Below are 25,672 nucleotides of genomic sequence, written 5' to 3'. Positions count from 1 at the left end.
AATCTTTCATTGCAGTACTCACAGTGTATCTATTAAGAAATTATCCTAACAAGCCAGTCAGGAAGTTACCACCATAAATCAATGCCATGCTGTACAAAAAGATCGATAAGGGTTTAGCAATCAAAATAATCAACGTGTATTTTTTGACTGAGATATTTGTCAAGCCAGCCATTAAACACAAGGCATCGTCTGGTGCTACTGGTAAGAAGATCGCTAGCGCAAAAAGCTTTTCAAAACGACTTTGGTTTTCTAACCAACCAATATATTTGTCATATGTTTTATCACTAATCATCGACAGGATAAATGGTTTTCCATATTTTCTACCTAATAGGAAAATAATGATCGAACCGATACAAATACCAACGTAATTATAGATAAAGCCAGCGTAAGGACCAAAAATCAGGACACCTGCTGCGGTGCTGATCCCCCCAGGAATGATCGGTATAACGACTTGCAGTATTTGGATCAAGATAAAGATTATCGGTCCTAAAATAATTGAATCACCTACAAGACCTCTTAATGCGTTCAAATCTTTAAAGACGCCTAGATTAATAAAATAAATCGTAAGTGCAATTGAAAAACCAATACCGATGATCGATATAATATTCATTAATTTACGTGATACTGCAACGTTCATCCCTAGTCAACTCCTTCGAGGTTTTCATCTGATAATTGTATTTTACCTGAAAAGCATAACTGCGCGCCACTATTTCAAGTGAGAAACAACAAACAATTTTGTAAGTTCAAACCAAGTATAGAGGATGAAACAAAATAAAACATCCATCTAGAGTCTTATTTACTTAATTTTATGATCTATAAAAGGTTCATGGCTATTTCACATTTAAATTCGGCGAAAAATCTTGATGTTTAAAATTGGCGAATCATACATGATTTCTACATCATCGATCAGATTCCCAAGTAATCGATAGGATTCTTGGCCATGAGAAGGGGTGCCTAGCAACTCGTGGTAATAGATCTCCATACTAGGATCTCTAGGTGTATTCAACAGTGAGGCCAATGTATTCAAATCTTTTGGCGGATTTTTTGTTGTTCCTTGGAATTCGATGTATAGTCCTTCATCTGTATACTCTAAGCCAATACGAATCTCCTTGATCTCGTGTTCGTAAAGATACGTGAGAAATTCATCAATGATCCTCTTTGATAGTTCTTTTTCCATTTCCATGTGCGTTCTTTCCCTTCCCCGTAAACGTAAAATTTTCTAGGATAGGCACTAGTATACCAGCAATAAATCCCGTTGAAAACCCACTATTATATAGATTCAATCCTCCATGCAAGGTACTCAGATTATGGACAAGAGTAATATGTAAAAAGCCTGCAATCACTCCATAAACGCCGCCATAAAATCCACTGATCGGGGCAAGACCTGTACCGAAAATCGCAGCTACGAGCATGGTCGTTTCGGTCATATCATGCATCGTTCCTAATATTGAGGCAATGTAGATACCAATCAAAATCGGAAAACAATTTTTAACATGACTTCCGAATGAGCTGAAACCAGCCACTGAGATGATTCCTCCCACCACAGGCCCATTTAGCACACCACCGATCAGCAAGACGTAAGACATCAATAACAAGCCAACCAAGCCCATATTGATCAAGGTGGCGCCGATACCTGATGTGCCGATGAAATCTGTTGTAAGTTTTCCAGAAGACTCAAAGATTTCACGTAGCCCTTTCAATTTGAATGCGTTAAAGAAGAAGCCACAAACGGCGGTTGATAAAAAGAATAAAAAGATGATCCAAGTCAATTCGTGGTGGTAATCAGTCGAAAGAATCGAGTGTACTTCGATCGAATAACTAAATTGCCGAAGGATACCTGTTACCAACATAGCAATCAACCCTGAAGTAAAACCAATATTATAAAGTGTAAAACCACGATGAAAGGTCAGAGTCTGAACAGCTAGGATCGGCAATAAAAAACCAACGATCAAACCGGCTAAATTACCCAAGAGAGCACCTTGAAGGATTGGTAAACCCATCCCGAACGTAATATAGCTGACAACTGGAGAGAGTGCACTACCAAATAAGCCAATCATTACATATTGAGAAAATGGTTTGTGCATAAAATAGGCATATAAATAAACACCGAGAATAATGGAGATGGAATTGTATAGATTTTTTCCAAAGAATGAAAAACCTGCGACAGTCAATATGGAAGCAAACATCGCACCATTCAACATGACTTTATGGCGATAGGCGAGTAACACAGAAGAGAGTGTAAGTAAGCCTACATTCATAAATGCGCTTCCAAATCCGCCTAAAGCAATATAATCAGTCAAGAGATTACTTGGAGAGGTCATGATGACCGTTAGTCCAACAAGATTATTTGTCAAAGAATCACTGAGCAAGCCAATAATCAAAAAAAACAATCCTGAAAAAATAAGGTAAAAATAGTTTTTCCTTTGAGAAATGATTCTTTTTTTAGGATGAATATAAATAACGTCACTTTTATTCTTCATTACACACCTTCTTTTCCTTTTTATTTAACTATAACTTGAAAGAAAACTTTAGGTCAACTTAAATTCAACACAAAATCAAAAATTGTAAGGGGAAACAAATTACGTAAAAAAATATTTAGAAAATTGAGAAAACCAATAAAAAACACATATATGCTTTAAAATATAACAATTTAGGTATATTATTTGCAAAAATTGATCAATATCGGTTAAAATAAAAGAACAGAGACTGTAGCATGAAGTGGGGGAGTTTATTATGAGAAGAAAAGTCTATACGAAGGATCAAATTCTGAAAGCTGCATATGAAGTTGTTGCTAAAGAAGGATTTAAAGGTTTCACTGCACGAAATATCGCGAAGAAGATGGGGATATCTACCCAACCGATTTACTTAGAGTTCAAAAATATGGAAGATTTAAAAAATACGCTATTAGATGTTATCTTCCAACAGTTAGAAGAAGAAGTGTTTCCTGTAGAGCGTACAGGAGATAAAATCATCGATTTAGGATTGAATTATATTTATTTCGCTAAGAAAAACCATAGCCTTTATATGGCTTTATATATCGATGAGCATGGAAATGGTCAAAAGATGCATGATTTTTCTTATAATTATTTCCGCAAGTTATTAAAAGAGGACGCACGTTATAAAGATTTATCGGAAGAATATATCGATGCACTGCATACTGGTACTTGGGTAACTATCACTGGTATCGCTTCATTGATGTCTTCTAGTATCATGCATCCTACAGAAGAGCAAATCATCTCGATCATCAAAACGACGGTCGATTCCGTACTTGCAATTGAAAATCCAGAAAAAATACGCTAATTGCCACATCATGAGGTTGTGACAAAAGTGTTTAGCCTCGAGAAATAAAGCGCCATCCACGAAATTTGTTCTTCAAATTTATGTGGATGGCGCCTTATTTTTTCGAAGAGGTTACCGCCGTTTATTCAGTTGTAGATGGTGCGAGAGGATGAATATTGCATAAGCTACTTTATTCTTAGCGAATAACTTGAACAGTGTTCTTGGATTTAAACATAACAGTTATGGTATTTAAATGACCAGTTTACAAAACAAACAAGATTAACAAGAGTGCATAATACCTCTTGACATTTTTAGAAAAAAGATTAAAAATAGTAGGCATGGAAGGTTGGCAGAGTGGTAATGCACCGGACTCGAAATCCGGCGAACCGGCTAACACCGGCGCGCAGGTTCAAATCCTGTACCTTCCTTATATACCAACAGTTAGACACGATTTAGGTCGTGTCTAACTGTTGTATTTTTACCCTAAAATATTTTTTGACTCCCCTTTTGGTACTCCTTTTATACTTTTACATACTCCTTTCATATGATTTTTGAATTTTCAAACATGATCGATTTTATGTATAAATAAAGTTCTCTGTAAAAATAAAGAGACAACAAGGGACAGCCTAGTTATTTCTTGCAATCAATCGTTATGACAGTCTTTGCAGCAGTGAGAACAACCATCGAAACTTTTGGATGTGTGGGTTGTGCTTGCTTGATGTAGTGCTTCTTCACATGTAGAAAATACGCCAATAAAAAGTGCATCTTCTGGACAATGCGTACATGAGATCACGTGGACTTCGTGATTTCCTCGATCATCTGTGTTTTTGTTAAAATAATAAATTGCCATCTCTATCTACCATCCTGATTTATTTCAACGTTTTGCTCGTTGATAATTTGATTATACTGGATGGTTGAGTGAGCATGAGGATTATTTTTTCACTATGATGGAATAGGTTGTTTTAAAAAATTCATGAAATAAGCAGGATAGAAGAAAAAATTTTATAAAAGTAGTGATTGCCCATTTTGATTTTTATGTTATCGGGGTTCCAGTGACTTTTTGGATTGCAATATGAAAATCGGTGACCTTCGTTTCTTGGGCAAACAATAAAAATTTATTTACAAGAAGATAAGCGCAGAAATCCAAATGGTGGTGTAGTCTTTTTTGGGTTGTGCGCTTGTTTTCTTGTATTCAAGTAATCTGTTCTCTTTTTTGATATAGATTTTCTATTTATCTGAAATCAACTAATATAGCCATGATTTTTTAAGGATTTTTGATGTTCGCAAGGTGTTCCAACGATCGTGAAAGGAGTTATTTTAGTCGTCGTCGTTTGGCCATTCCATTCATAGGCGTAATTTCTGCCACTCCAATTCGTGTCGCAAGCGAAACAGTGATATTCTACCTCTATTCGTCCAGTTGGGTCTTCTGCTTGAATCCAGCCGATTGACTGAGCGGTGCCATTCGTGATATTCGCTTGATTTAGATCCCAATCATAAGGATCTGAGCTAAAGGCGGTCAATGGTGTAGCAGGTGTATTTAATGCTTTTTCCAAAATTGGATCTTGTGTTTGTCCTTGTTCTGCAGGTGTTTGATTTACCAGCTGTTGATCATTTGAGCTTGTTGTTTCTGTTGTAGTTAATGAACGTTCGGTACTTTTTGTCTGTGAAGTATTCGTGGCTTTTTGAATTGTCGTGTTTTGGATTTCTGGTGCAAATAACGGGAATAGCATGATACCTAATATAAATGCTCCAATAATAGTTGTTACCCCTAACAATATCCCTAATAGTACTTTTCCGATTTTCATGTTGATCCTTCCTAACTTTAAAATAAAATATGTTCTTAAATTGAGCATCTCCGAAATTCGTTTTTTCGTCAAGTGATTTGATAGCAGGTTATAGTTATTGTATATTGATTTTTATTTCTTGAAATTTACCTATTCTACAAAGTGAAGCAGGTAGTACAAAGAGATACTCAGTTATTTTCAAATGAAATAAAAGGTGAATATAAAGTTTTTTTATATATTGTGCTGAGTAATTCTCACTTCTACCAAACAGAATAACGTACTTTTTTTCTCGCATGATGATTTTCTTACATGCCGACGTAAAAGACAGTGATGGATAAAAGGTATCCTATCAAAGCGCAAACAACGAAGATTTTAGATTGAAATAAAAAATGAAATCGCTTGTTATTTTGAAGATATATGTCTACAAAAATCTCCCTATTTATGAATAACATGAAATATTTGTAAACTATAGGAGAATCCAGTAGCTTCCTAGGATAAAACATGTTAAATTAATTGTTGAGTCTACTTTTTTTAAAGATAGAGATTTTTCATTTTATTTGTTTTCATGTGACGAAATTGTAAGAGTGAAAATCATTCATTCTGAATGCCTTCCTGTGATAAGATTCATGTGGACATAATAATGGAATAGTAATTTTAGTAGGATGTGAAATAAATGTGCGGAATCGTAGGATTTGTTAATAACAAAGATAATAAAAAAGCAATCATCAATGACATGATGGATCGCATCATTCACCGCGGACCGAATAGTTCAGGTGAATACATTGATCGTGATGTGGCTTTGGGTTTTAGACGTCTAAGTATTATTGACTTAGAAGGGGGCACACAGCCCATTTACAATGAAGACCAAACAAAAATCATTATTTTTAATGGAGAAATCTACAACTATCAACCACTTAGAAAAGAATTGATCGATGCAGGTCATATTTTCAAAACTCATGCAGATACAGAAGTTTTATTACATGGCTATGAAGAATGGGGAACTGAGTTATTGCAAAAAGTACGTGGGATGTTTGCTTTTGCGATTTGGGATAATGAGAAAAAAGAATTATTCGGTGCAAGAGACCATTTTGGGATCAAACCGTATTACTATGCTGAAATGAACGGAACTTTGATGTTTGGTTCTGAAATCAAGAGTTTTTTACCACATCCAGATTTCAATAAAGAATTGAATCGGGAAGCATTGAAACCATATATGACGTTCCAATATTCTCCTTTAAATGGAGAAACGTTCTTTAAAGGCGTCTATCGTTTACCAGAAGGTCATTATTTCACTTACAAAGATGGCCACATGGATATCCAACAGTATTGGGATGCGAACTTTGAAGAAAAAGGCACACAAAGCCGTCAAGAATGGATCGATCAAATTGATGACACAGTGAAAGCATCGATCGAAGCACACACGATCAGTGATGTGGAAGTTGGCTCGTTCTTATCAAGTGGGGTCGATTCAAGTTATGTGACTTCTGTTTTGAAACCAGACCATTCATTCTCAATAGGCTTTGATGATAAAACTTATAATGAAGCAATCGAGGCACGTAAATTAACAGAAATGCTTGACTTGGATAACACCGCAGCTGTCATTGATGGAGACATGTCCTTTAAGGCTTTCCCTTTGATTCAATATCATTTAGATGAACCAGATTCTAATCCATCTTGTGTACCGTTGTATTTCTTAGCGAATCTTGCGGCACAAAGTGTACGAGTCGTTCAATCTGGCGAAGGGGCAGATGAATTATTTGCTGGCTATCAATCATATGGCTTCCACACAAATTCAAAATTTATCCGAGTGATTGCTCAAGGATTGAAAAAATTACCGAAAGGCACTCGCTATAACTTAGGTAGAAAAATCGGTAAGATGCGTAATTTCCATGGTAGGATCCATTTATATGAATCATTAGCGCCTGCCAAAGAATATTTTATCGGACATGCACGGATCTTTGAAGAAAACGAAGCGGCCAACCTGTTGACGCCAGAATTTCAACAAGCCCCAACAGTCAAAGAAATCATGGCAGAACATTATGCGAAAACTGAAGGAATCCAAGACGAGATCAACAAGATGCAATATGTTGACTTACACCAATGGATGCCAAAAGATATTTTGTTAAAAGCCGATAAACTTTCAATGGCAAGTTCACTGGAAGTGCGGGTACCACTTCTTGATATCGAAGTAATGAAATTAGCGCAACAAATCCCAAGTAAGTATTTATTGAATCAAAACAATACGAAAGATGTCTTTAGACAAGCTGCGAACAAGCATCTGCCTGAAGAATGGTCAAATCGTGTAAAACTTGGTTTCCCTGTACCGATCAAAGCTTGGCTGAAAGAAGAACATGGCTATCACCAAGTAAAAGAATTATTTGAAGCTGATTTTGCGAAAGAGTTCTTTGATCAAGCGAAAATCATCCAATTACTTGATGACCATCATGAAGGTAGAAGTGAAGAACAACGTAAGATTTGGACGATTTTCAGTTTCTTGACGTGGTACAAAGTTTATTTTGTGGATGAAACGATTCCTCAAGCTGAACCGATCCAATATGTAACAGTTTAGACGATCCAACGATGTTTCTATTGAACGCAAAAACGAAGAGTGCCGATCCATAATGGGTAGACTCTTCGTTTTTTTTTGCCGTAAATCGGAATGAGTTGATTTTTTATTCAAAGGGACGATAATATACAATCAGTAATGGACTTCTCGCTCGAATGTGCCATCTTTTTTATAGATCATTAAGGATGTTTCTTTATTACGAGCTACTTCTTTTCCTTTTTCAATGGCATCTTCTTTATGATCGAAGTGATTGCTTGCTTTTTCAGCGCCTTTAGAGCGAACGATCCAATGATCTTCTTCGAATTTGACTTCGACTGTGGCGTCTAATAATTTAGCTGCTCGCGGATTGCTATCATGCTTGTCATTTTTTTGTGGATTTTTCTCTTTTGAGAAAGCTTTCTTCTCTTTCTCATCTGCACTTTCCACCCATTCTTTCGCTTGACTGATTGCGATCGGGATTGCTCGATCATCAGGATAACCTTCATCTAAAAGCGCATTGCCGATATCGATTGCTTTCTTTTTGGTCAACTCTTCCAAGTTCTTCATGGCTGGTGGGAAATCTTTCATATTCCAAGGCATAGTTAACTCCTCCTAAAAGAATAATTGATTTTACTACTATAACAAGTGTAATCTCAACTTGGTAAAAAGAAAAATCATCTGTTTCAATTTTTCCTGAGCTTGTTTTTTGCTCGTCAAGTAGAACTACTTAACAAAATCGTCAAAAAGGCTAGCAATCTGATAAAAATCATGGTAAGATAATCAAGTCTGAGAGTCATCTTAGAGGATTCTAGTATAAATGGGAGGGAAAATCATGCGCGTAAATATTACTTTAGAGTGTACTTCTTGTAAAGAACGTAACTACCTAACTAACAAAAACAAACGTAACAATCCTGATCGTTTGGAAAAGCAAAAATATTGCCCACGCGAACGTAAAGTTACTTTGCACCGCGAAACAAAATAATATGTCTAAAAAAGTTTGGGTCTGTACCCAAGCTTTTTTATTTTTAGTATAATCAAGTAGTAGATGAAAGGAGCGAGTCAAAATGTTTATTTCCATGTGGGCCCAAGACAAGAATGGATTGATCGGTAAAGATGGGTTATTGCCTTGGCGTTTGCCAAATGATATGCGTTTTTTCAGAGAACATACGGTGGATCGTTTATTAGTGATGGGGCGTAAAACATACGAAGGCATGGGCGACCTATCTCTTCCTTATCGCCACATCATCGTGTTGACTACCCAAGAAGATTTTGAGGTCAAAGAAAATGCAGAAGTCATGCATTCGATCGATGAATTATTGGTTTTTGCGGAGACTGTTTCAGAAGATATTTATGTTTCTGGTGGAAGTCGGATCTTTCAAGAACTATTGCCCCAGACTGGGATTATTTGGCGAACACTGATCGATGGTGAGTTTGATGGAGATACGTATATTGGAGAGATCGACTTTAGTGATTTTGAACTAGCAGAAGAACATATCGGTATCACGGATCAAGAAAACCATTATGCGCATCGCTTCCAAAAATGGGTAAGAAAGTAAGTTCTGATCATTGATGTATAAAATGAATGAGTGAAAGAAATAAAGGGAGATGTTCAAGATCATGGGAGCATCTTTTTTTTGTCTTTTTTATTGAGAAACAGCTAAGTCAAGCGAGGGTTGCTCCTTAAGATTTAGCTGTTTTTTGTGTTGTATAAAGAACATATAAAGAAATTTCTTGAATATTAACACTATCTTTATAGTCCTTTGTCTATGATGAAAACAAAGGAGAGGAAGAAAATGATCTTATTTTTAGGTTGTATCAGTATGATTTTGTTAGCTTATCTATTCTGGTTTTTATTTAAGGGGGAAGAGCAATGATGAGTGCAGTATTTCAAGGATTGTTTTTCTTTTTTATTCTACTTGTTTTAGCCGCACCTCTTGGGTGGTACATCAAGTTGATCATGACAGGGGAAACACCAAAATATGTACGTTTCATCCAACCAATCGAACGCTTTTTTTATCAATTGATTGGTCCTGAGAGTCAAAAGAAAATGACGGCGAAGCGCTATTTAGCGCATGTGTTGGGTGTTGGGATCTGTTCTTTGCTATTTTTAACGGGATTATTGATGGTCCAAGGTTGGCTTCCTGGCAATAATGGCGTGGAAAATCTGTCATTTGATTTAGCCGTGAATACAGCTGTTAGTTTTGTGACAAATACCAACTGGCAAGCTTACACGGGAGAATTGACACTTTCGAATACGACGCAAATGCTTGGTTTGACTGTTCAAAATTTCTTGTCAGCAGCTGTAGGTTTAGCAGTTCTTTGTGCATTGATCCGCGGCATCATCCAAAGGAAATCGAGCCAATTGGGCAATTTTTGGCAAGATCTAGTACGTAGTTTACTTTACATTTTTTTACCACTTTCATTAATTACTGCTGTACTTCTGATTTCCCAAGGCGTGGTTCAAACGTTTAGTCATGGGCTGTCTTACACTGATCTATCAGGAGAATCTTTATGGTTGTATCTAGGACCTGTGGCCAGTCAAGTAGCCATCAAGCAATTAGGAACCAATGGTGGTGGATTTTTCGGTGCAAATTCCGCTCATCCATTTGAGAATCCGACGATCTTTTCTAATTTCATCGAGAATCTCGCCATCTTGTTGATACCTACTGCATTGATTTTTGCTTTTGGTTATTGGGTCAAAGAATGGAAACAAGGTCGAACGATTTTGATCGTTTCGTTTGTTTTTCTTTTTGCAGCTTTTGTAGGTGTAGCAATTAGTGAATATCATGGGCCCGCTTTTACGGATGTACTGGGTTCACTGAATATGGAAGGAAAAGAAGTACGCTTTGGTGTAGGTTGGTCAAGTTTATGGGCTGTTAGCACAACAGCGGCATCGAATGGATCAGTCAATGCGATGTTGGACAGTTTTACGCCTCTCGGTGGTGGTATCCCGCTTTTCTTGATGCAATTAGGGGAGATCATCTTTGGTGGTGTGGGTAGTGGCTTGTATGGCATGTTGGCATTTCTGCTCTTGACAGTATTTATTGCCGGTCTACTTGTTGGACGTACGCCAGAATATTTAGGCAAGAAAATCGAGGCTTTCGACATCAAGATGGCTAGTTTAGTGATTTTGACGCCTGTATTATTGACGTTGTTTGGTACGATGGCAGTTTCACTGCATCCTGATGTTTTAACTTGGTTGACCAATAAAGGGCCTCATGGATTTAGTGAGTTGCTTTATAATGTGACTTCTCTAGCAAATAATAATGGGAGTGCATTTGGTGGGTTGACGGCAGATACACCGTTTCTAAATCTTTTAGGAAGTGTCTTGATGTTGTGTTCTCGCTACATTCCGATCGTTGCTATTTTGTTCTTGGCTGAAAACATGGGAAGGAAGAAAACGATCGCGATCAATGATGGAACACTTTCAACAACGAATGGCACATTCATCTCCATGTTGATGATCGTTATCCTTGTTGTCGGAGCATTGAGCTTTTTACCAGCGTTGGCGTTAGGTCCGATCGCTGATCATTTTACCTTAAGTTAGAAGGAGCAAAATCAAATGAAAACTATTTATGTATGGGCAATCAAAGAAGCCTTTGTCAAATTAGACCCAAGACAACAAATCAAAAACCCAGTGATGTTCATGGTCTACATCGGAGCGATCTTAGCGACGATCCTTTGTTTTGAACAAACAACGGTGCCTTTATGGTTTACTATAACGATCACCTGTTTGTTATGGATCACTTTGTTGTTTGCAAATTTTGCCGAAGCAGTCGCAGAAGGTCGCGGAAAAGCTCAGGCAAATAGCTTGAAGCAAGCAAAAAAAGAAGTAGTCACTTATAAGATCAATCGCTTAGAAGACATTGAAAACCAAGAATTTATTGAGATCAAATCTTCTGATCTCAAAAAGGGGGATCTGATTTACGTAGTATCGGGTCAACAAATTCCGGCGGATGGTGATGTAATCGAAGGAGCTGCTTCAGTGGATGAAAGTGCCATTACAGGGGAATCAGCACCAGTGATCCGTGAATCAGGGGGCGATCGAAGTGCCGTTACTGGTGGGACGACGGTGGTTTCTGATTACTTGGTGATCCGTGTGACATCCGAAAATGGACACTCCTTTTTAGATCAAATGATTTCAATGGTGGAAGGGACACAACGAAAGAAAACCCCGAATGAGATCGGGTTACAAATCTTTTTGATCACGTTAACGATCATCTTTTTAGCGGTCTCTGTTAGTTTAGTTCCTTTTACCGAATTCAGTAGTCAGCTGTCAGGTAAAGGGGCGCCGATTGCGACGATCGTTGTCATTGCTTTATTCGTATGTTTAGCGCCAACGACGATCGGTGCATTGATTTCATCGATCGGGATTGCTGGAATGAGTCGGTTAACGAAAGAAAACGTGATCGCAATGAGTGGTCGTGCCATCGAAGCAGCGGGAGATGTTGATGTATTACTGTTAGATAAAACAGGAACGATTACTTTAGGAAATCGTCGGGCAAGTGAGTTTTTACCTGTCAATGGCGTCACAGAACAACAATTAGCTGATGCAGCACAGCTCTCATCTTTGGCAGATGAGACGGCAGAAGGACGCAGTATTGTCATTTTAGCTAAAGAAAAATTTGCTCTGCGGGAACGTATTTTTGAAAAATCCGAAGTGAAGTTCATTGATTTTAGTGCGCAAACCCGCATGAGCGGCATGGATTATCGTGGCGATCAGATTCGTAAAGGTGCCGCAGATACGATCAAGAAATATGTGCAGGCACGTGGTGGACAGTATCCAGAAGAATGTGATCAAATCGTCGCAAAAGTTGCCCAAGCCGGCGGAACTCCTTTGGTGGTTGTAAAAAATGATCAAGTGATGGGGGTCATTTATCTCAAAGATATTGTAAAAAATGGCGTACAGGAAAACTTCGCAGATATGCGTAAAATGGGGATCAAAACTATCATGATCACAGGAGATAATCCTTTGACAGCAGCAGCGATTGCGGCTGAGGCGGGGGTCGACGACTTTCTCGCAGAAGCAACACCTGAAAATAAAATGGATCTTATTCGTGACTATCAAGAAAAAGGACATCTTGTAGCAATGACAGGTGATGGAACGAACGACGCGCCGGCATTAGCACAAGCAGATGTGGCAGTGGCGATGAATACAGGGACACAAGCTGCAAAAGAAGCGGGCAATATGATTGATTTAGATTCTAGTCCAACGAAGCTATTGAAAGTCGTACGTATCGGTAAACAATTATTAATGACTAGAGGTGCCTTGACCACGTTCAGTATTGCAAATGACGTCGCAAAATATTTTGCTGTGATCCCAGTCTTGTTTTATGGGATCTATCCCGAATTGGCCCAGTTGAATATCATGGCACTAGGTAGTCCTCTTACAGCGATTTTATCGGCTGTTATCTATAATGCAGTGATTATTGTCGCATTGATTCCTTTAGCGTTAAAAGGAGTCAAGTATACAGAAAAACCTGCCAGTCAAATTTTACGACACAATCTATTGGTATATGGATTAGGCGGTTTAATTGCCCCATTCATATTCATCAAACTGATCGATCTCGCTTTGAGCTTTTTCTTGATATAAAAAGAAAGACATTTTACAGAAAGAAGGAATTCACCTATGAAAAATATCCTTAGAGCACAGCTTAGTTTTTTATTCCTCAGCATACTACTCCTTGGTGGGCTATACACCTTCGCTGTTACTGGTATCGGTCAACTTTTCTTTGCCCAGCAAGCCAATGGTAGTCAGAGAGTTGTTTCAGGGAAGGTGGTCGGCTCTTCGTTGATTGGACAATCCTTTCAACAGGCAGCTTATTTTAATGGAAGAGGGCAAGACGTGACCCAACTTTCACCAACCTCATCGGAGCAAAAGAAATTAGTAGAAGATAAAACAGAATTGGCACAACAAAGCAATCAAACTACGGAGATCCCAATCGATCTAGTCACAAACTCTGCAAGCGGTGTTGATCCGCATATCAGTGTGGCAGCCGCAGAAAATCAAGTCTCTCGTATCGCTAAAGAGCGGGGACAAGACGTTGCCAAAATTCGTGCTATAATACAGGAAAAAGCACAGAAAGATTGGTTTTCAGATCGAATGTTTGTCAATGTGCTTGAATTGAATCTGTCACTTGATAACATGTAGGTGGCAGAGGGGTTAGGAGAAACAAAGATGGAAAGACAGGATGTTTCAGAAATGTTACACCAGCGTGAAAAAAGCCGAGGACGTCTACGGGTGTATTTTGGTTTCGCAGCAGGAGTCGGCAAGACTTATGCGATGCTGGCGGAAGCACAAGAGCTTAGCGTACTAGGTAAAGACATTGTGGTTGGCTACATCGAACCTCATGATCGCCCGGATACGAATCAATTATTAAAAGGGTTACCACAGATCCCTTTAAAAGAAGTGCCGTATAAGGGGCTGACTTTGAGTGAACCTGATATTGATGCCATTATCAAACGTCAGCCAGAAATCGTTTTGATCGATGAATTAGCCCATAGTAATGCGCCAGGATCAAGAAATCGCAAGCGATATCAAGATATCGAAGAATTATTGAATGCGGGGATCAATGTCCATACGACGATCAACGTCCAACATATTGAAAGCTTGAATGATATCGTTGAAGAAGTGACTGGGATCGAAGTAAAAGAAACGGTTCCGGATACGTTTTTCCAACAGGCGACATTGAAGGTCATTGATGTGGAACCAGATGAATTGATCGATCGTTTAGCGCAAGGGAAAATCTATGCCGATGAAAATGCAAAACGCGCCTTGCAGCACTTCTTTATTCCTAAAAAATTGGAACAGTTACGAGGTCTAGCGATCCAACGGGCTTCGGATCATATCAATCGTGTGATCGGTAAAACAAATGGTGTCCAAAGCAAACTAATCACGATCGTTCAAGATGCTTTCCCTAAAATGGCTGAGAAAAGTATTCGGTGGACTGCTCGGTTAGCTCAAGGCTTGGGGGCAGAATGGATCGTGCTATACATTCGTTCCGATGATCGTTTACAGGGGACGAATGACTTAGCGGAGAAACTTGGTGCAGAAGTCGTGGTGATCGAGGAGGATCATTCATTTGAAACAATCGTCGAATATGCTAAACTGGTCGGTGCAACCGATTTGATCATCGGTAAAAATTTGGCGAAACCGTGGACGGAGCGATTGTTTTCAGAAGAGCTGGATGTTCGATTGCTCAAACGATTGCCAGAAACTGAACTTCACTTGATTCCTTATAAAGAAAAACGTTCAACCATCCTTTCCCACTCCAAGAAACTAGTGGAAGGGGGAGGAAAAGATGTTGCGATTTCATTGATCTGTGTGTTCGTAGCAACGCTCTTGACTGAGGTGATGCAATATCTCCACTTCGGAGAACAAAACTTGATGTTGGTGTACATTTTCTTTATCTTACTTGTTGCCCGTTTGACCTCTGGCTATTTTTGGAGCGCATTATCTTCTATTTTAAGTGTCTTGGCTTTCAACTGGTTTTTTGTCGAGCCACTGTATTCCTTGACCGTATATAAACAAGGCTATCCGATTACTTTAGTCATCATGCTGATCGTTGCACTGATGATCAGTAATTTGATGGTTCGTCTGAAAAAACAGGCTGTCCATGCCAGAGAAAAAGAACAACAGATGGAAATTCTGTATGAACTGAACAAGCAGTTTGTTTTAGCAGAAGACCAGCAACAAATCGTTGAATTATCTGCCACTTATTTAGGCAGACTATTGGATCGGGAAGTGATTTTCTTTGATAAACATGCCATCAAGCTAAGCCAATATACACCAAAAGATGCCCCATTTTTACTCGATCATCCAGAAGAAGCGGCAGTGGCTTATTGGACGGCTAAAAATCAAAAAGATTCAGGTTATGGAACTGATACATTAAGTGGCGCAAAAGGTTTTTATTTACCGATTGTCGCAAATGGGAAGACGTTAGCTGTTTTAGGGATTCGTCGCAGTCGCGGGCTTCCGATCGAGGATAGTCAATTGAACTACTTACGGTTAGTGTTGACCCAGCTTGCTGTTATCTTAGAGCAAACAGAGCTTAAGAATGAAAAAGAACAAATCGAGTTAGAAAATGAACGTGAAAAAGTTCGCAGTAATTTATTACGTGCGATATCCCATGATTTGCGTACGCCATTGACTGCAATTTCTGGGATTGCAGAAACACTCTTGCAAACAGATGAAGAGCTGAAACAAGCGACGCGCCAAAAATTGCTGACCGATATCCAGACAGAATCCCAATGGTTGATTCGCATGGTGGAGAATCTGTTGTCGATCACACGGATCAATATGGACACAATGCAAGTGAAAAAAACAACAGAACCGATTGAGGAAATCATTGAAGCAGTCTATGAACATGTCACAAAAGTTTATCTTGACAAGGAATTATTGGTCCATTTACCGACAGCGGTTTTATTTGTCGAAGTTGACCCTATCTTGATTGAGCAAGCGATGTTCAATCTGGTGGAAAATGCGTTTCGTCATGGATCAACACAAGGGCAAGTAGAAGTCAGCGTGTTCCAAGAGGGAGAACAGGTCATTTGTGAAGTAAAAAATGAGGGTGAAATCTCATTGAAGCAATATGAAAAAATCCAGATGAATCTATCCAATGAAGAAGAAGTACCAATCGATTCAAAAAATGGTCTTGGCATTGGATTAAGTATTGTCAAAACCATCATCCATGCCCATAATGGGAAATTAGAGATGGCTGTATCAGAAAGGAAAACAGTGGTTCGCATCTATTTGAACAAGAGTGAGGAGGTGACGTTACATGAGGAAAGTACTATTGATTGAAGATGACCCAACGATCACTGATTTTATGGAAGTCGTGTTGGCAAAAGAACATTATCACGTTACGATTGCCACAACTGGCATGGAAGCTTTGCATGTGTTCCAAGAAGATTCCTTTGACTTGATTTTGCTCGATTTAGGTTTGCCAGATATTGATGGCATCGAATTATTGAAAATCATTCGTAAACGACTGGCTACACCGTTGATCGTGATTTCTGCGCGAAACAACGAGCATGAAAAAGTCAAAGCCCTTGATCTCGGTGCTGATGATTACGTCACTAAGCCTTTTGGGATGAATGAATTACTTGCTAGGATCAGAACCGCTTTTCGTCATCGTAAACAAGAGGAGTTACCTTCAGTCATCACGAATGGGGAATTGTCTTTGGACACAGAAAGCCAGCTGTTAACCAAAGCAGGAGAACCGATCCATCTCACTAAGAATGAATATCGCATTTTGCTCGTATTATTCCAACACCTTGGGAAGGTCGTCACTTATCGCGTATTAACATCAGAAGTTTGGGGGCCTTACGGAACAGATTCCCAAGTGTTGCGAGTGAATATGTCAAACATTCGGAAAAAAATCGAGAAAAATACCATTCGTCCAGAATATTTGATCACTGAGATCGGAGTTGGCTATCGGTTACGTGATTACCGAAATTCTTAGTAAGCGACAAACAAATTGAACATCGAAAAAAACGACAATCACCGAAGAATTTTACCTCTTGGTGATTGTCGTTTTTTGATGTGCTGTTTACCAGCTAGCACACTGAACACTTCTTTTATTTACAGCTCAAGCCAAATTGTGGTTTTCACGCTTTTACTTTAGCTCGCCTTTGATATCATCGATCATTTGACGACTAGCGATTGGTCCATTATATAACCAGCTAGAAGTTGGACCAAATTCGAATACTTGACCCGCTTTGACTGCTTTCAGATTTTGCCAAGTGGGCTCGTTGAACATCGCTGCTTGTTCATCACTATTGACTAAGATGATATAGTCTGCGTCTAATTCAGCTAATTTTTCTGATGAAACAGCTGACCAATCAGAGGTTGCCTCCTTTGATACTTCTTCTACTAAAGATGGTACACCGAATTGTAGATCTTCATAAACGATGCGACCGCTTGAACGATTCTGGCTGACCATAAAGGCAGAGTTGTTCGTGACCCATAAGACGGCTGCTGTTTTCCCATCGATCTGATCACTCAATTCTTCGCGTGTTTCTTTCGCGTAATCTTGATAATCTTGAATGATTTCCTCTGCTTTGTCCTCTTTATTCAATACTTTGCCAATGTCTTGCAACTGTTCTTCCCATGTGACATCGGTACCATTTTTAACAACATAGGTTGGAGCAATTTTACTATATTGCTCGTATTTGCCGCCTTCAACAGTGGCAGAAGAAGAAATCAATAATAAATCAGGTTCAAAACTTAACACATTTTCATAGGGTAGATCATAGGAGATAGTTGGGACATCTTTCAGATCATCTTGTAAATAATCTTGGATCGAACCACTACCAACTGTCCATTGAGCAACCGGGGTTTCACCTAACGCAACAAGATAATCCTCTAAATAACTGCCGATGATCCGCTTGGGTTGGTTAGGTATTTCAACTGAATGTCCTAATGTATCTGTCAAGGTATGCGTACCATTATCAGCAGTAGTCGATGATGCAGTTGTTTCTTCGGTTGTGGATGAGCCTGGCGAGCAAGCACTAAGTAATCCCACCAAAAGTAATGCGCTAGAGATTGTGAATAGTTTATTTTTAAGTCTCATGTCTTTCCTCCGATCGTAATTGAGAATGTTTCTCAATTGCTATTATTCCCCAAGAAAAGGGCGCTGTCAACTCTTTTTACTAACGTAAACGACGAAATTTGTGCTTGACGAATTTGTGAAGTACCGTCATAATTGAGAATGATTTTCAATGAGAGGGGGAAGTATATGTCTAGATTAAATGCAGTTGAAATTACTACCGGTTACCCCAACAAAACGATAATTGAAAATTTGTCTGTCGCTATACCAGAAGGGAAAATCACCAGTTTGATTGGCCCAAACGGCAGTGGTAAGTCTACATTATTAAAAAGCTTTACCCGCATACTTCCTGTAAAAAACGGCAAAATATTAGTCAACGATCGTGACTTGACGACCTATCATTCGAAAGAACTAGCTCGGAAACTTGCCTTACTAGCCCAAACGAGTGAATACCCATTAGGAATGACAGTTGAAGAAGTCGTTTCTTACGGTAGATATCCCTATCAAAAACTATTCAGTGGCATGGATGATCAAGATCTGCAGGCCATTGAGTGGGCATTGACAGCGACGGATCTGATCTCGCTAAAAGATCGAGACTTAGCGAGTTTATCCGGAGGTCAAGCCCAACGAGTCTGGATTGCGATGGCGTTAGCTCAAGAAGCAGATATCTTGATCCTTGATGAACCAACAACTTTTTTAGATCCTGCGCATCAACTGGAGATCTTAGATTTACTGAAAGAAATCAACCGAATGAAAAAAACAACGATTTTGATGTCGATCCATGACATCAATCATGCCTCCCGCTTTTCCGATTATTTAGTCGCAATGAAAGAAGGGCGATTAATCGTCAATGGGACCCCAGAACAAGTCATCACGAAAGAATGGATGAGAGAGATTTTTGAGATCGAAGCACAAATCGTTCAATTACCTGAAACAAATAAACCTGTCTTTTTAACATATGATCTCATCAAGAAACCGGAGGGAAAATGATGAGGAAAGGGAAAAAAATAAATACCCTATGGCTGCTTCTGTTATTGGCAATCATTGTCTTCTTTTTTGCTTTGTATAATGGTGCTTCTACAGTTAAAGGCAATGAAGTCTGGCAGGCGTTGTTCCAGTTCGATCCAACTGATCAAGCCCAGCAGATCATTCGTAATATCCGTCTGCCTCGGGTCATCGGAGCATTTGTCGTGGGCAGCTGTTTCGCCCTCAGTGGCGCTTTGATGCAAGGGGTAACGCGAAACAACTTGGCAGATTCAGGATTGTTAGGGATCAATGCAGGTGCGTCGTTAGCCATGGCATTTAGCTTTGCTTTTTTACCTAAAGCTTCGCCGTTTTCAATTTTTCTACTATCATTGCTCGGGTCGTTGATCGTGACGATGACGGTTCTAGGTTTCTTTAGTTTTTCAAAAATCGGACTCAGCACCATGCAGATGATTTTAGCCGGTGTGGCGATCAGTTCTTTTTTTACGGCAATCAGCCAAGCACTGACCCAGTTATTTAATCTACAACAAGATTTGACTTTTTGGTTTGTTGGCGGTGCGGCTAATATTACTTGGCAACAGTTGCTCGTTCTTTCTCCTATCTATTTAGTGGCGGTTATTGGCTCTTTTCTATTAGGAAAGTCGATTTCCCTGATCCATTTGAGTGAATCCCATGCGATCGCCTTAGGAGGACATCCACAGCGCACACGGGTCTTGGTTTTCATCTTTGTTTCGATCTTAGCAGCGTTAGCTGTTTCTTTAGTTGGGCCCGTCTCATTTATTGGTTTGATGGTTCCACCTGTTGTTCGTGGCTTTGTCGGTACGGATTATCGGTATGTCTTGCCAGCTTCATTTATCGCTGGGGGAATCTTAGTCATGTTAGCAGACTTTGTGGCACGAATGATCAATCCACCTTTTGAAACACCATTTGGCTTAGTCATCTCTTTGATCGGTGTCCCTTTCTTATTAGTACAAGTTAGGAGGGAACGCGTGTGAAAAAAATATATTGGGGGATTGGCCTGTTACTATTTTTATGGCTTGTGACTGCGGGAATCAGTTTAATGATCGGTACACCGTTTCTTTATATTGACCAATTGATCGATGTCGCACTTGGTAGAGGAACACAGGTCCAACAATTGGTTCTGACAGAATTTCGCTTGCCACGCCTATTGATCAGTTTATTCGCAGGTTCCTGTCTAGGAATCGCTGGCTATCTTTTGCAAGGAGTAACTAGAAACCCATTAGCCGATTCAAGTATTTTAGGCATCAATTCCGGTGCAGGCTTTTTCGTGATGCTATATTTAGGCTTTTTTACTAGCCATGCGTCACCTTTCTTGTTGCTTTTTGTTGCCTTTCTAGGCGGCACGCTTGCTGCATGTCTAGTCTATTTTGTTGCCTATCAGCGTTCGGGACAAGTGGCGATGAATCGCTTGCTCCTTTCAGGTATCGCTGTAAATGCCGGCTTTTCTGCGGCAATGTTATTAAGTACGATAAAGATATCAAAAGAAAATTATGGGTTTGTGAACGCTTGGTTAGCAGGTTCGATCTGGGGCGCCAGTTGGCCTTATGTCACTGCATTTTTGCCATGGGTACTTATTCTGATCCCTTTAGCGTTTTTCTATAGTCGCAGGATTGGTCTTTTATCCTTTGGACCAGAACGTGCGCAAAGCTTAGGACTGAATGTGTCACGAAGTCAGTCAGTTTTATTACTGCTTGCTGTTGGTTTAGCCTGTGGCAGTGTGGCTGTCGCAGGTAGCTTGTCCTTTGTGGGGTTACTCGCACCGCATGCTGCCAAAATCATTGTACGTAAAGAAAATCAATGGGCACTCCTATTCAGTGGTTTGTTCGGAGGATTATTTGTCAACATTGCTGATATTCTTGCGCGCGTCATTTTACCCGATGGAGAAGTACCAACAGGAATCCTGATTGCTGTCTTGGGTGCGCCGTATTTTCTTTATTTATTATTTTACATTCAGAAGAAACAACTATCTGTATAAGAGAAGAGCAGAATGTTGGGATTGGGAAACACTGAAGGAGATTTTGCCTTCAGTGTTTTTTTGTAGATTGAGAAATACCTTCAACAATTAGATAGGAAATAAAGTAACAAGACCTATCTAATACAATTCTCACCCACCGAAAGGTTATGTATTGTTATTATGAATATGTAAGCGTTCTATAATTCAGTACCATCTGGAATTGATAGAAAAACTTATAATAAATGGCGTTCTAACTATTGGAAAAATAGAGCAAATGATTTTAAATAAAGGAGATTATGGAATGATCGATGAGTACAATAGGGCAAAAAAAATAATAGAAGAAAATAAAAATGTAGTAGATGATTTTGGTGGAGCTTCTGATACCCTCATACAGGCAGCCCAAGTAGAGCTTAATTTACAATTCCCAAAAGATTATAAACTTTTTTTATCATCTTTTGGTGCTTTAACGTTTGGCTCAATTGAAATTTATGGGGTTTTCAGAGAGGATTTTAAAAATTCTGGTGTTCCTGATACTGTTTGGGCAACTTTGAATGAACGGAAGTTAGTAAATATGCCAAGTCACTTAGTTATTTTGTATAACACTGGAATGGGAGAAATGTATTGCTTGAATTATAAAGAATTAAATGAAAATAATGAACCTAAAATAACTTCATATTTCCCGGGTTTCCCTGAAGGCTCCCAGAATAATGAAGTTTTATACAATGATTTTGGAGAATTTCTTCTAGATATGGTAGCAAACGAAATTAGTTAATAAATAAAGGTAAAAAATATTTAGATCCAATTTCTGGTGATTTTCAAACTCTCGGAATTTCGAGACCTAATAGTAGATTTTATAATGAAGATCTTAAGTGAAAACATATCCTCACAATTATTTTATGAAAGGTATTGGGAAAAAGCTATAGGAGAATTGGGTATCAAATATATACAAGATGGTGCGGAATTTTATAATACTAAACTAGAAGTTGTCATGGAAGAATTAGATTTACTGAAGAGCTGGGCAATAGCAAATCTTCAGGGAGAAGAGAAAGAATACATGACCGCTAGGATTGAGAATTTAGAAGAAGTCATTCCAAAATCTTTCATTTCAAACAAAGATATATTATATATTTTTTAAAAATGAAAAAAGTAAACTAAGGTTTAATAGAAATCGAGTTGTTAAGATTTAACACATTTAAATACTTGAAAATACTCAATTCATAAGTAATGAAGTTGAAACTGAATAGGAAACATAGTTAATAAAAAACATTCACATTATTAGTCAAAACTAATTTGTGAATGTTTTTTGTGGAATTTGATGGCAATAACTACATGACGTAGTCGCGGGTTACACATGGTTCAACGAATGTAAAACCAGTACGGCTATGATAAATCGATGCCCTAACTAAAATTAGATAGAACAAATGCAAAAATCTAAAAAGTTAAATTGCTATTTTCTCCGTTTTCCGCTACCATTTTAACAGAAGGTAGGCAGGTGATTATTTGGGACACGAAAAGCAGAAAAAAGAACAGCTCCGTCAATTTGGCATTAATGAACTTAAAAAAATTGCTGCAAGTGGTTATAAAAAAGAAAAAGAACAAAAAATCTATAAGCAATTGTTTGCAACAGAGTATTGGAAGCAGGCACAAGTCATCGGTATAACTCTTTCAAATGAATTTGAAATAGATACACGACCGTTGATCGAACAAGCGAGAGCCTCAGGGAAAATCGTTGTGATCCCTAAGACATTGCCGAAACGTCAAATGGCATTTTATGAGTTCTCTGAGAACACAGTATTGGAACGGTCAAGTTTTGGTGTCTTAGAACCCGTTTCAACTCATCTTTATGAGTCACAAATGATCGATTTATTGATCGTCCCAGGAATCATCTTTCATCCAGATGGGTACAGGATCGGCTTTGGTGGAGGATATTATGATCGCTATCTGAAAGAGTATCCGCATCAAACGTGCAGCTTGACTTTCAAAGAGATGATCCATAATGATTGGGAACCAGAAAACTTTGATAAGAAAATCCAACATTTATTGAGCGACTAAAAATCAAGGGGGTATATATGAAAGTAAATCGGCAGCAACAATTCAAATTAAAATCTTGGCTCGATGGGCCATTTTTAACTCAGATTTTTTTAGTGATCCAAACAATCGTCTTTATCGCAATGGAGGTATTACCTGGTAATAGCGTGGCTTTTGAACTAGGTATGTCTGGCCAGCATGTTGCCTATTTACATGAATGGTGGCGTTTGATCACACCAATATTTATTCATTTTGGAATGATGCATTTTGTATTGAACTCTGTCGTCTTGTATTTTATGGGTTCACAAATCGAAACGGTATACGGTCATTGGCGCTTTTTCTTGATTTATTTACTTAGTGGTATCATGGGAAATGTGACCAGTTTTGCCTTCAATGAAATGAATGTGTTATCTGGTGGGGCAAGTACATCACTTTTTGGTTTATTTGGTGCATTATTTGTTCTAGGTATTCATTACAAAAATGATTATGTGGTAAAACAGCTGGTACGCCGTTACATGATATTCATTGTTTTTTCTTTTATATTCGGTATATCAGATACCTCAGTGGATATCTGGGGACATGTGGGTGGCTTGATCGGAGGTTTCCTGATAGGGAATCTATTAGGATTACCAAATCGATCCAATGATTACTCGATCCATCATCGTATTATATCGTCGATCGTTTTTCTCTTTCTTTTTATAATATGTGTTTTAGTGGGTTTAAAAAATTATGGAATACTTGTATAATGTGAAGGAAGTGCTTTAAATGGAAAGCTTATACGACGTACAACAGCTATTCAAGAGGTTTGGTATCTTTATTTATGTGGGCGCACGGATTTATGATATTGAATTGATGACGATCGAATTACGTAAGCTTTATGATAATCATTTGATCGATCACGAAACATATATGACTGCGTGGCACATCTTAAAAAGAGAACACCGAATCGAAGAGAGCAGAAAGAAAGGAATTTGATCATGGACAAAAAAATTATTGGGATTGATTTAGGTGGAACAACAGCAAAATTTGCGATCTTGACACCTGACGGAGAAATTCAACAGAAATGGAGTATCGATACCAATATTTTGGATGATGGCAAACACATTATTCCTGAAATCATTGAATCTATCAATCATCGTCTGAACTTATACGGTATGAAAGCTGAAGACTTTATCGGTATCGGTATGGGAACACCAGGGACAGTCGACAGCGAAGCTGGTACAGTGATTGGTGCGTACAATTTAAACTGGCGCGAGCTTCAATTTGTCAAAAAAATGATTGAAGAAGGAACGGGCATCAAATTTGCCATCGATAATGACGCCAATGTCGCAGCACTAGGCGAACGTTGGAAAGGTGCAGGCGAAAATGATCCTGATGTCGTATTCATCACTCTAGGTACAGGTGTTGGTGGCGGTATCGTGGCGGATGGTCATTTACTTCATGGTGTGACTGGAGCCGCTGGAGAAGTAGGACACATTACGATCGATCCAAATGGATTCGAATGTACTTGTGGCAAACGTGGTTGTTTAGAAACTGTCTCAAGTGCGACAGGTGTCGTTCGAGTGGCCCGTCATTTGGCAGAAGAATATGCCGGTGATTCACGCTTGAAAGCGATGCTTGATAATGGTGAAGAAGTAACAAGTAAAGATGTTTTTGAATTAGCAGAAGCAGATGATCCATTTGGTTTGATGGTGGTCGATCGTGTCTGTCTATATCTAGGACTAGCTTGCGGGAATTTAGGAAACACGTTGAATCCATCAAGTATTGTCATCGGTGGAGGTGTATCAGCTGCGGGAGAATTTTTACGCAGTCGTGTGGAGAAATACTTCAAAGAATTTACCTTCCCACAAGTGAGAGAATCAACAAAAATCAAATTAGCTGAATTAGGAAATGAAGCAGGCGTCATCGGTGCTGCCTCATTAGCCTTGAAATATGCTGAATAAAGTGGAGGCACGACATGGTTTTATGGATTATTAACATCATTTTATTACTGATCATCTTAGCTATCGTATTTTGGGAAGTTTACTTACGAGTAATGGCTAAACGTTCTGCAACAATGCTTGAAGAAGAAGAATTTCGTGAAGGAATGCGTCGTGCACAAGTCATCGATGTTCGTGAAAAAGATGTCTTTGACGCGGGTCATATTTTAGGCGCTAGAAATATTCCTTATACAGTGCTAAAAAATTCACTTGGTTCGATTCGTAAAGACCAACCGGTTTATATTTATGATCAAAAGAAAAGTTTGAGTATTCGTACAGCTAACCAACTGCGTAAAGCAGGCTACCAAGATATCTATATCTTAAAAGGTGGCTATGATGGTTGGTCAGGTAAAATCAAAAGTAAAAAAATCTAACGAGGAGTCTTGTACTTCTTATGTTACCTTAGTAGCAACAAGAATAAGAGCGGTTATTCGCTCTTTTTTCTTGTTGTTTTTTCTTATTGCAGAAAAATTATGCTATGATGGAATGAGAGGATATGACAAAGGTAGTCAGCACCAAGTATTTTCCTAAATTCGTTTTTTTAATTT

27 protein-coding genes, 1 tRNA gene and 1 pseudogene are annotated in these 25,672 nt (G+C 38.7%); 22 read left to right on the top strand and 7 right to left on the bottom strand.

The window, feature by feature from the left end; genetic code table 11:
* Nucleotides 1-40: 40 nt before the first annotated feature.
* From IGK77_RS09595 to IGK77_RS09585, 3 genes are all read right to left on the bottom strand, one after another.
* Nucleotides 41-637, bottom strand: a complete 597-nt coding sequence (locus IGK77_RS09595; protein ID WP_010735121.1) for a TVP38/TMEM64 family protein — start codon at nucleotides 635-637, stop codon at nucleotides 41-43.
* Between the two features lie 204 nt (nucleotides 638-841).
* The gene (locus IGK77_RS09590; protein WP_176285314.1) at nucleotides 842-1,177 is read right to left on the bottom strand and encodes a hypothetical protein; all 336 of its coding nucleotides are present in this window, start codon (nucleotides 1,175-1,177) and stop codon (nucleotides 842-844) included.
* Complete coding sequence (locus tag IGK77_RS09585) at nucleotides 1,146-2,480, bottom strand: DUF1576 domain-containing protein (RefSeq protein ID WP_074800819.1); 1,335 nt, start codon at nucleotides 2,478-2,480, stop codon at nucleotides 1,146-1,148. The genes IGK77_RS09590 and IGK77_RS09585 overlap by 32 nt, the downstream gene beginning before the upstream one ends.
* A 253-nt stretch (nucleotides 2,481-2,733) precedes the next feature.
* Between IGK77_RS09585 and IGK77_RS09580 the strand changes: the two genes are divergently transcribed.
* Both IGK77_RS09580 and IGK77_RS09575 read left to right on the top strand, forming a co-directional pair.
* Nucleotides 2,734-3,300 carry a TetR/AcrR family transcriptional regulator gene (locus IGK77_RS09580; RefSeq protein WP_023519894.1) on the top strand — a complete coding sequence of 189 codons (567 nt, stop codon included), beginning with the start codon at nucleotides 2,734-2,736 and terminating at the stop codon, nucleotides 3,298-3,300.
* Nucleotides 3,301-3,619: 319 nt separating this feature from the next.
* Nucleotides 3,620-3,707 (top strand) — tRNA-Ser (locus tag IGK77_RS09575).
* Nucleotides 3,708-3,922: 215 nt separating this feature from the next.
* Here the strand turns inward: IGK77_RS09575 and IGK77_RS09570 are convergent.
* Both IGK77_RS09570 and IGK77_RS09565 read right to left on the bottom strand, forming a co-directional pair.
* Nucleotides 3,923-4,129: a hypothetical protein gene (locus IGK77_RS09570; protein ID WP_071868007.1), complete on the bottom strand. Its 207-nt coding sequence runs from the start codon at nucleotides 4,127-4,129 to the stop codon at nucleotides 3,923-3,925.
* Between the two features lie 391 nt (nucleotides 4,130-4,520).
* Entirely contained in the window at nucleotides 4,521-5,084 is a 564-nt protein-coding gene (locus IGK77_RS09565; RefSeq protein ID WP_071868008.1) for a hypothetical protein, read from the bottom strand.
* A 652-nt stretch (nucleotides 5,085-5,736) separates the two neighbouring features.
* On the opposite strand from IGK77_RS09565, the gene asnB reads away from it, so the two are divergent.
* Nucleotides 5,737-7,632: an asparagine synthase (glutamine-hydrolyzing) gene (gene asnB, locus IGK77_RS09560; protein WP_071868009.1), complete on the top strand. Its 1,896-nt coding sequence runs from the start codon at nucleotides 5,737-5,739 to the stop codon at nucleotides 7,630-7,632.
* Between the two features lie 129 nt (nucleotides 7,633-7,761).
* Here asnB and IGK77_RS09555 read toward each other — a convergent pair whose 3' ends face one another.
* Nucleotides 7,762-8,208 (bottom strand): DUF2188 domain-containing protein, encoded by a 447-nt coding sequence (locus IGK77_RS09555; RefSeq protein WP_010735127.1) that lies wholly within the window; start codon nucleotides 8,206-8,208, stop codon nucleotides 7,762-7,764.
* Nucleotides 8,209-8,425: 217 nt separating this feature from the next.
* Here IGK77_RS09555 and rpmG point away from each other — a divergent pair, with 217 nt between their 5' ends.
* The 7 genes from rpmG (at nucleotide 8,426) to IGK77_RS09520 (ending at nucleotide 17,072) form a co-directional block, all read left to right on the top strand.
* A complete protein-coding gene (gene rpmG, locus IGK77_RS09550) occupies nucleotides 8,426-8,590 on the top strand; it encodes a 50S ribosomal protein L33 (RefSeq protein ID WP_373865805.1) in 165 nt (54 codons plus the stop codon).
* 82 nt (nucleotides 8,591-8,672) lie between these two features.
* Complete coding sequence (locus IGK77_RS09545; RefSeq protein WP_074800816.1) at nucleotides 8,673-9,164, top strand: dihydrofolate reductase; 492 nt, start codon at nucleotides 8,673-8,675, stop codon at nucleotides 9,162-9,164.
* A gap of 314 nt (nucleotides 9,165-9,478) precedes the next feature.
* Nucleotides 9,479-11,155, top strand: a complete 1,677-nt coding sequence (kdpA, locus tag IGK77_RS09540) for a potassium-transporting ATPase subunit KdpA (RefSeq protein ID WP_074800813.1) — start codon at nucleotides 9,479-9,481, stop codon at nucleotides 11,153-11,155.
* 15 nt (nucleotides 11,156-11,170) lie between these two features.
* Nucleotides 11,171-13,201, top strand: a complete 2,031-nt coding sequence (gene kdpB, locus IGK77_RS09535) for a potassium-transporting ATPase subunit KdpB (RefSeq protein WP_074800810.1) — start codon at nucleotides 11,171-11,173, stop codon at nucleotides 13,199-13,201.
* A gap of 36 nt (nucleotides 13,202-13,237) precedes the next feature.
* Complete coding sequence (locus IGK77_RS09530; RefSeq protein WP_071868013.1) at nucleotides 13,238-13,759, top strand: potassium-transporting ATPase subunit C; 522 nt, start codon at nucleotides 13,238-13,240, stop codon at nucleotides 13,757-13,759.
* 27 nt (nucleotides 13,760-13,786) lie between these two features.
* Nucleotides 13,787-16,411 (top strand): sensor histidine kinase, encoded by a 2,625-nt coding sequence (locus tag IGK77_RS09525; protein WP_074800807.1) that lies wholly within the window; start codon nucleotides 13,787-13,789, stop codon nucleotides 16,409-16,411.
* Nucleotides 16,389-17,072 (top strand): response regulator transcription factor, encoded by a 684-nt coding sequence (locus IGK77_RS09520; protein WP_074800804.1) that lies wholly within the window; start codon nucleotides 16,389-16,391, stop codon nucleotides 17,070-17,072. The genes IGK77_RS09525 and IGK77_RS09520 overlap by 23 nt, the downstream gene beginning before the upstream one ends.
* 153 nt (nucleotides 17,073-17,225) lie before the next feature.
* Here IGK77_RS09520 and IGK77_RS09515 read toward each other — a convergent pair whose 3' ends face one another.
* Nucleotides 17,226-18,182, bottom strand: a complete 957-nt coding sequence (locus IGK77_RS09515; protein WP_023519887.1) for an iron-hydroxamate ABC transporter substrate-binding protein — start codon at nucleotides 18,180-18,182, stop codon at nucleotides 17,226-17,228.
* 165 nt (nucleotides 18,183-18,347) lie between these two features.
* Between IGK77_RS09515 and IGK77_RS09510 the strand changes: the two genes are divergently transcribed.
* From IGK77_RS09510 to IGK77_RS09455, 12 genes and pseudogenes are all read left to right on the top strand, one after another.
* Nucleotides 18,348-19,148, top strand: coding sequence for an ABC transporter ATP-binding protein (locus IGK77_RS09510; RefSeq protein WP_023519886.1), 801 nt, complete (start codon nucleotides 18,348-18,350; stop codon nucleotides 19,146-19,148).
* Nucleotides 19,148-20,137, top strand: a complete 990-nt coding sequence (locus tag IGK77_RS09505) for a FecCD family ABC transporter permease (RefSeq protein WP_074800801.1) — start codon at nucleotides 19,148-19,150, stop codon at nucleotides 20,135-20,137. Before IGK77_RS09510 ends, IGK77_RS09505 begins: the two co-directional genes overlap by 1 nt.
* Nucleotides 20,134-21,138 carry a FecCD family ABC transporter permease gene (locus IGK77_RS09500; RefSeq protein ID WP_074800798.1) on the top strand — a complete coding sequence of 335 codons (1,005 nt, stop codon included), beginning with the start codon at nucleotides 20,134-20,136 and terminating at the stop codon, nucleotides 21,136-21,138. The genes IGK77_RS09505 and IGK77_RS09500 overlap by 4 nt, the downstream gene beginning before the upstream one ends.
* A gap of 192 nt (nucleotides 21,139-21,330) precedes the next feature.
* Nucleotides 21,331-21,405: pseudogene (locus IGK77_RS09495) on the top strand (hypothetical protein); the annotation flags it as partial.
* A 13-nt stretch (nucleotides 21,406-21,418) separates the two neighbouring features.
* Nucleotides 21,419-21,889: an SMI1/KNR4 family protein gene (locus IGK77_RS09490; RefSeq protein ID WP_074800795.1), complete on the top strand. Its 471-nt coding sequence runs from the start codon at nucleotides 21,419-21,421 to the stop codon at nucleotides 21,887-21,889.
* Nucleotides 21,890-21,973: 84 nt separating this feature from the next.
* The gene (locus IGK77_RS09485) at nucleotides 21,974-22,252 is read left to right on the top strand and encodes a hypothetical protein (RefSeq protein WP_074800794.1); all 279 of its coding nucleotides are present in this window, start codon (nucleotides 21,974-21,976) and stop codon (nucleotides 22,250-22,252) included.
* 365 nt (nucleotides 22,253-22,617) lie between these two features.
* Nucleotides 22,618-23,169 carry a 5-formyltetrahydrofolate cyclo-ligase gene (locus IGK77_RS09480; RefSeq protein WP_074800791.1) on the top strand — a complete coding sequence of 184 codons (552 nt, stop codon included), beginning with the start codon at nucleotides 22,618-22,620 and terminating at the stop codon, nucleotides 23,167-23,169.
* A 17-nt stretch (nucleotides 23,170-23,186) separates the two neighbouring features.
* Nucleotides 23,187-23,891 carry a rhomboid family intramembrane serine protease gene (locus IGK77_RS09475; protein ID WP_074800787.1) on the top strand — a complete coding sequence of 235 codons (705 nt, stop codon included), beginning with the start codon at nucleotides 23,187-23,189 and terminating at the stop codon, nucleotides 23,889-23,891.
* A 19-nt stretch (nucleotides 23,892-23,910) separates the two neighbouring features.
* A complete protein-coding gene (locus IGK77_RS09470; protein WP_010735144.1) occupies nucleotides 23,911-24,120 on the top strand; it encodes a YqgQ family protein in 210 nt (69 codons plus the stop codon).
* Between the two features lie 2 nt (nucleotides 24,121-24,122).
* Nucleotides 24,123-25,088 (top strand): ROK family glucokinase, encoded by a 966-nt coding sequence (locus IGK77_RS09465; RefSeq protein ID WP_019723942.1) that lies wholly within the window; start codon nucleotides 24,123-24,125, stop codon nucleotides 25,086-25,088.
* A gap of 14 nt (nucleotides 25,089-25,102) precedes the next feature.
* Nucleotides 25,103-25,498, top strand: a complete 396-nt coding sequence (locus IGK77_RS09460) for a rhodanese-like domain-containing protein (protein ID WP_010735146.1) — start codon at nucleotides 25,103-25,105, stop codon at nucleotides 25,496-25,498.
* Entirely contained in the window at nucleotides 25,461-25,655 is a 195-nt protein-coding gene (locus IGK77_RS09455; protein ID WP_143073251.1) for a hypothetical protein, read from the top strand. Before IGK77_RS09460 ends, IGK77_RS09455 begins: the two co-directional genes overlap by 38 nt.
* Nucleotides 25,656-25,672 lie beyond the last annotated feature (17 nt).

It is taken from the genome of Enterococcus sp. DIV0806c, from assembly GCF_051710905.1.
GTDB classification, from domain to species: Bacteria; Bacillota; Bacilli; order Lactobacillales; family Enterococcaceae; genus Enterococcus_B; species Enterococcus_B mundtii.
The sequence above is the reverse complement of the archived record's forward strand: the minus strand, read 5'-3'. Positions and strand labels throughout refer to the sequence as shown.

Excerpts from the sequence above, each read along its gene's own strand:
- IGK77_RS09590 (WP_176285314.1), bottom strand. The coding sequence starts at position 1,177 with ATGGAAAAAGAACTATCAAAGAGGATCATTGATGAATTTCTCACGTAT.
- IGK77_RS09515 (WP_023519887.1), bottom strand. The coding sequence starts at position 18,182 with ATGAGACTTAAAAATAAACTATTCACAATCTCTAGCGCATTACTTTTG.
- IGK77_RS09585 (WP_074800819.1), bottom strand. The coding sequence starts at position 2,480 with ATGAAGAATAAAAGTGACGTTATTTATATTCATCCTAAAAAAAGAATC.
- IGK77_RS09460 (WP_010735146.1), top strand. The coding sequence starts at position 25,103 with ATGGTTTTATGGATTATTAACATCATTTTATTACTGATCATCTTAGCT.
- IGK77_RS09465 (WP_019723942.1), top strand. The coding sequence starts at position 24,123 with ATGGACAAAAAAATTATTGGGATTGATTTAGGTGGAACAACAGCAAAA.
- IGK77_RS09475 (WP_074800787.1), top strand. The coding sequence starts at position 23,187 with ATGAAAGTAAATCGGCAGCAACAATTCAAATTAAAATCTTGGCTCGAT.
- IGK77_RS09555 (WP_010735127.1), bottom strand. The coding sequence starts at position 8,208 with ATGCCTTGGAATATGAAAGATTTCCCACCAGCCATGAAGAACTTGGAA.
- IGK77_RS09570 (WP_071868007.1), bottom strand. The coding sequence starts at position 4,129 with ATGGCAATTTATTATTTTAACAAAAACACAGATGATCGAGGAAATCAC.
- IGK77_RS09545 (WP_074800816.1), top strand. The coding sequence starts at position 8,673 with ATGTTTATTTCCATGTGGGCCCAAGACAAGAATGGATTGATCGGTAAA.
- kdpA (WP_074800813.1), top strand. The coding sequence starts at position 9,479 with ATGATGAGTGCAGTATTTCAAGGATTGTTTTTCTTTTTTATTCTACTT.
- asnB (WP_071868009.1), top strand. The coding sequence starts at position 5,737 with ATGTGCGGAATCGTAGGATTTGTTAATAACAAAGATAATAAAAAAGCA.
- IGK77_RS09490 (WP_074800795.1), top strand. The coding sequence starts at position 21,419 with ATGATCGATGAGTACAATAGGGCAAAAAAAATAATAGAAGAAAATAAA.
- IGK77_RS09520 (WP_074800804.1), top strand. The coding sequence starts at position 16,389 with ATGAGGAAAGTACTATTGATTGAAGATGACCCAACGATCACTGATTTT.
- IGK77_RS09565 (WP_071868008.1), bottom strand. The coding sequence starts at position 5,084 with ATGAAAATCGGAAAAGTACTATTAGGGATATTGTTAGGGGTAACAACT.
- IGK77_RS09525 (WP_074800807.1), top strand. The coding sequence starts at position 13,787 with ATGGAAAGACAGGATGTTTCAGAAATGTTACACCAGCGTGAAAAAAGC.
- IGK77_RS09455 (WP_143073251.1), top strand. The coding sequence starts at position 25,461 with ATGGTTGGTCAGGTAAAATCAAAAGTAAAAAAATCTAACGAGGAGTCT.
- IGK77_RS09530 (WP_071868013.1), top strand. The coding sequence starts at position 13,238 with ATGAAAAATATCCTTAGAGCACAGCTTAGTTTTTTATTCCTCAGCATA.
- IGK77_RS09505 (WP_074800801.1), top strand. The coding sequence starts at position 19,148 with ATGAGGAAAGGGAAAAAAATAAATACCCTATGGCTGCTTCTGTTATTG.
- rpmG (WP_373865805.1), top strand. The coding sequence starts at position 8,426 with ATGGGAGGGAAAATCATGCGCGTAAATATTACTTTAGAGTGTACTTCT.
- IGK77_RS09595 (WP_010735121.1), bottom strand. The coding sequence starts at position 637 with ATGAACGTTGCAGTATCACGTAAATTAATGAATATTATATCGATCATC.
- kdpB (WP_074800810.1), top strand. The coding sequence starts at position 11,171 with ATGAAAACTATTTATGTATGGGCAATCAAAGAAGCCTTTGTCAAATTA.
- IGK77_RS09510 (WP_023519886.1), top strand. The coding sequence starts at position 18,348 with ATGTCTAGATTAAATGCAGTTGAAATTACTACCGGTTACCCCAACAAA.
- IGK77_RS09580 (WP_023519894.1), top strand. The coding sequence starts at position 2,734 with ATGAGAAGAAAAGTCTATACGAAGGATCAAATTCTGAAAGCTGCATAT.
- IGK77_RS09485 (WP_074800794.1), top strand. The coding sequence starts at position 21,974 with ATGAAGATCTTAAGTGAAAACATATCCTCACAATTATTTTATGAAAGG.
- IGK77_RS09470 (WP_010735144.1), top strand. The coding sequence starts at position 23,911 with ATGGAAAGCTTATACGACGTACAACAGCTATTCAAGAGGTTTGGTATC.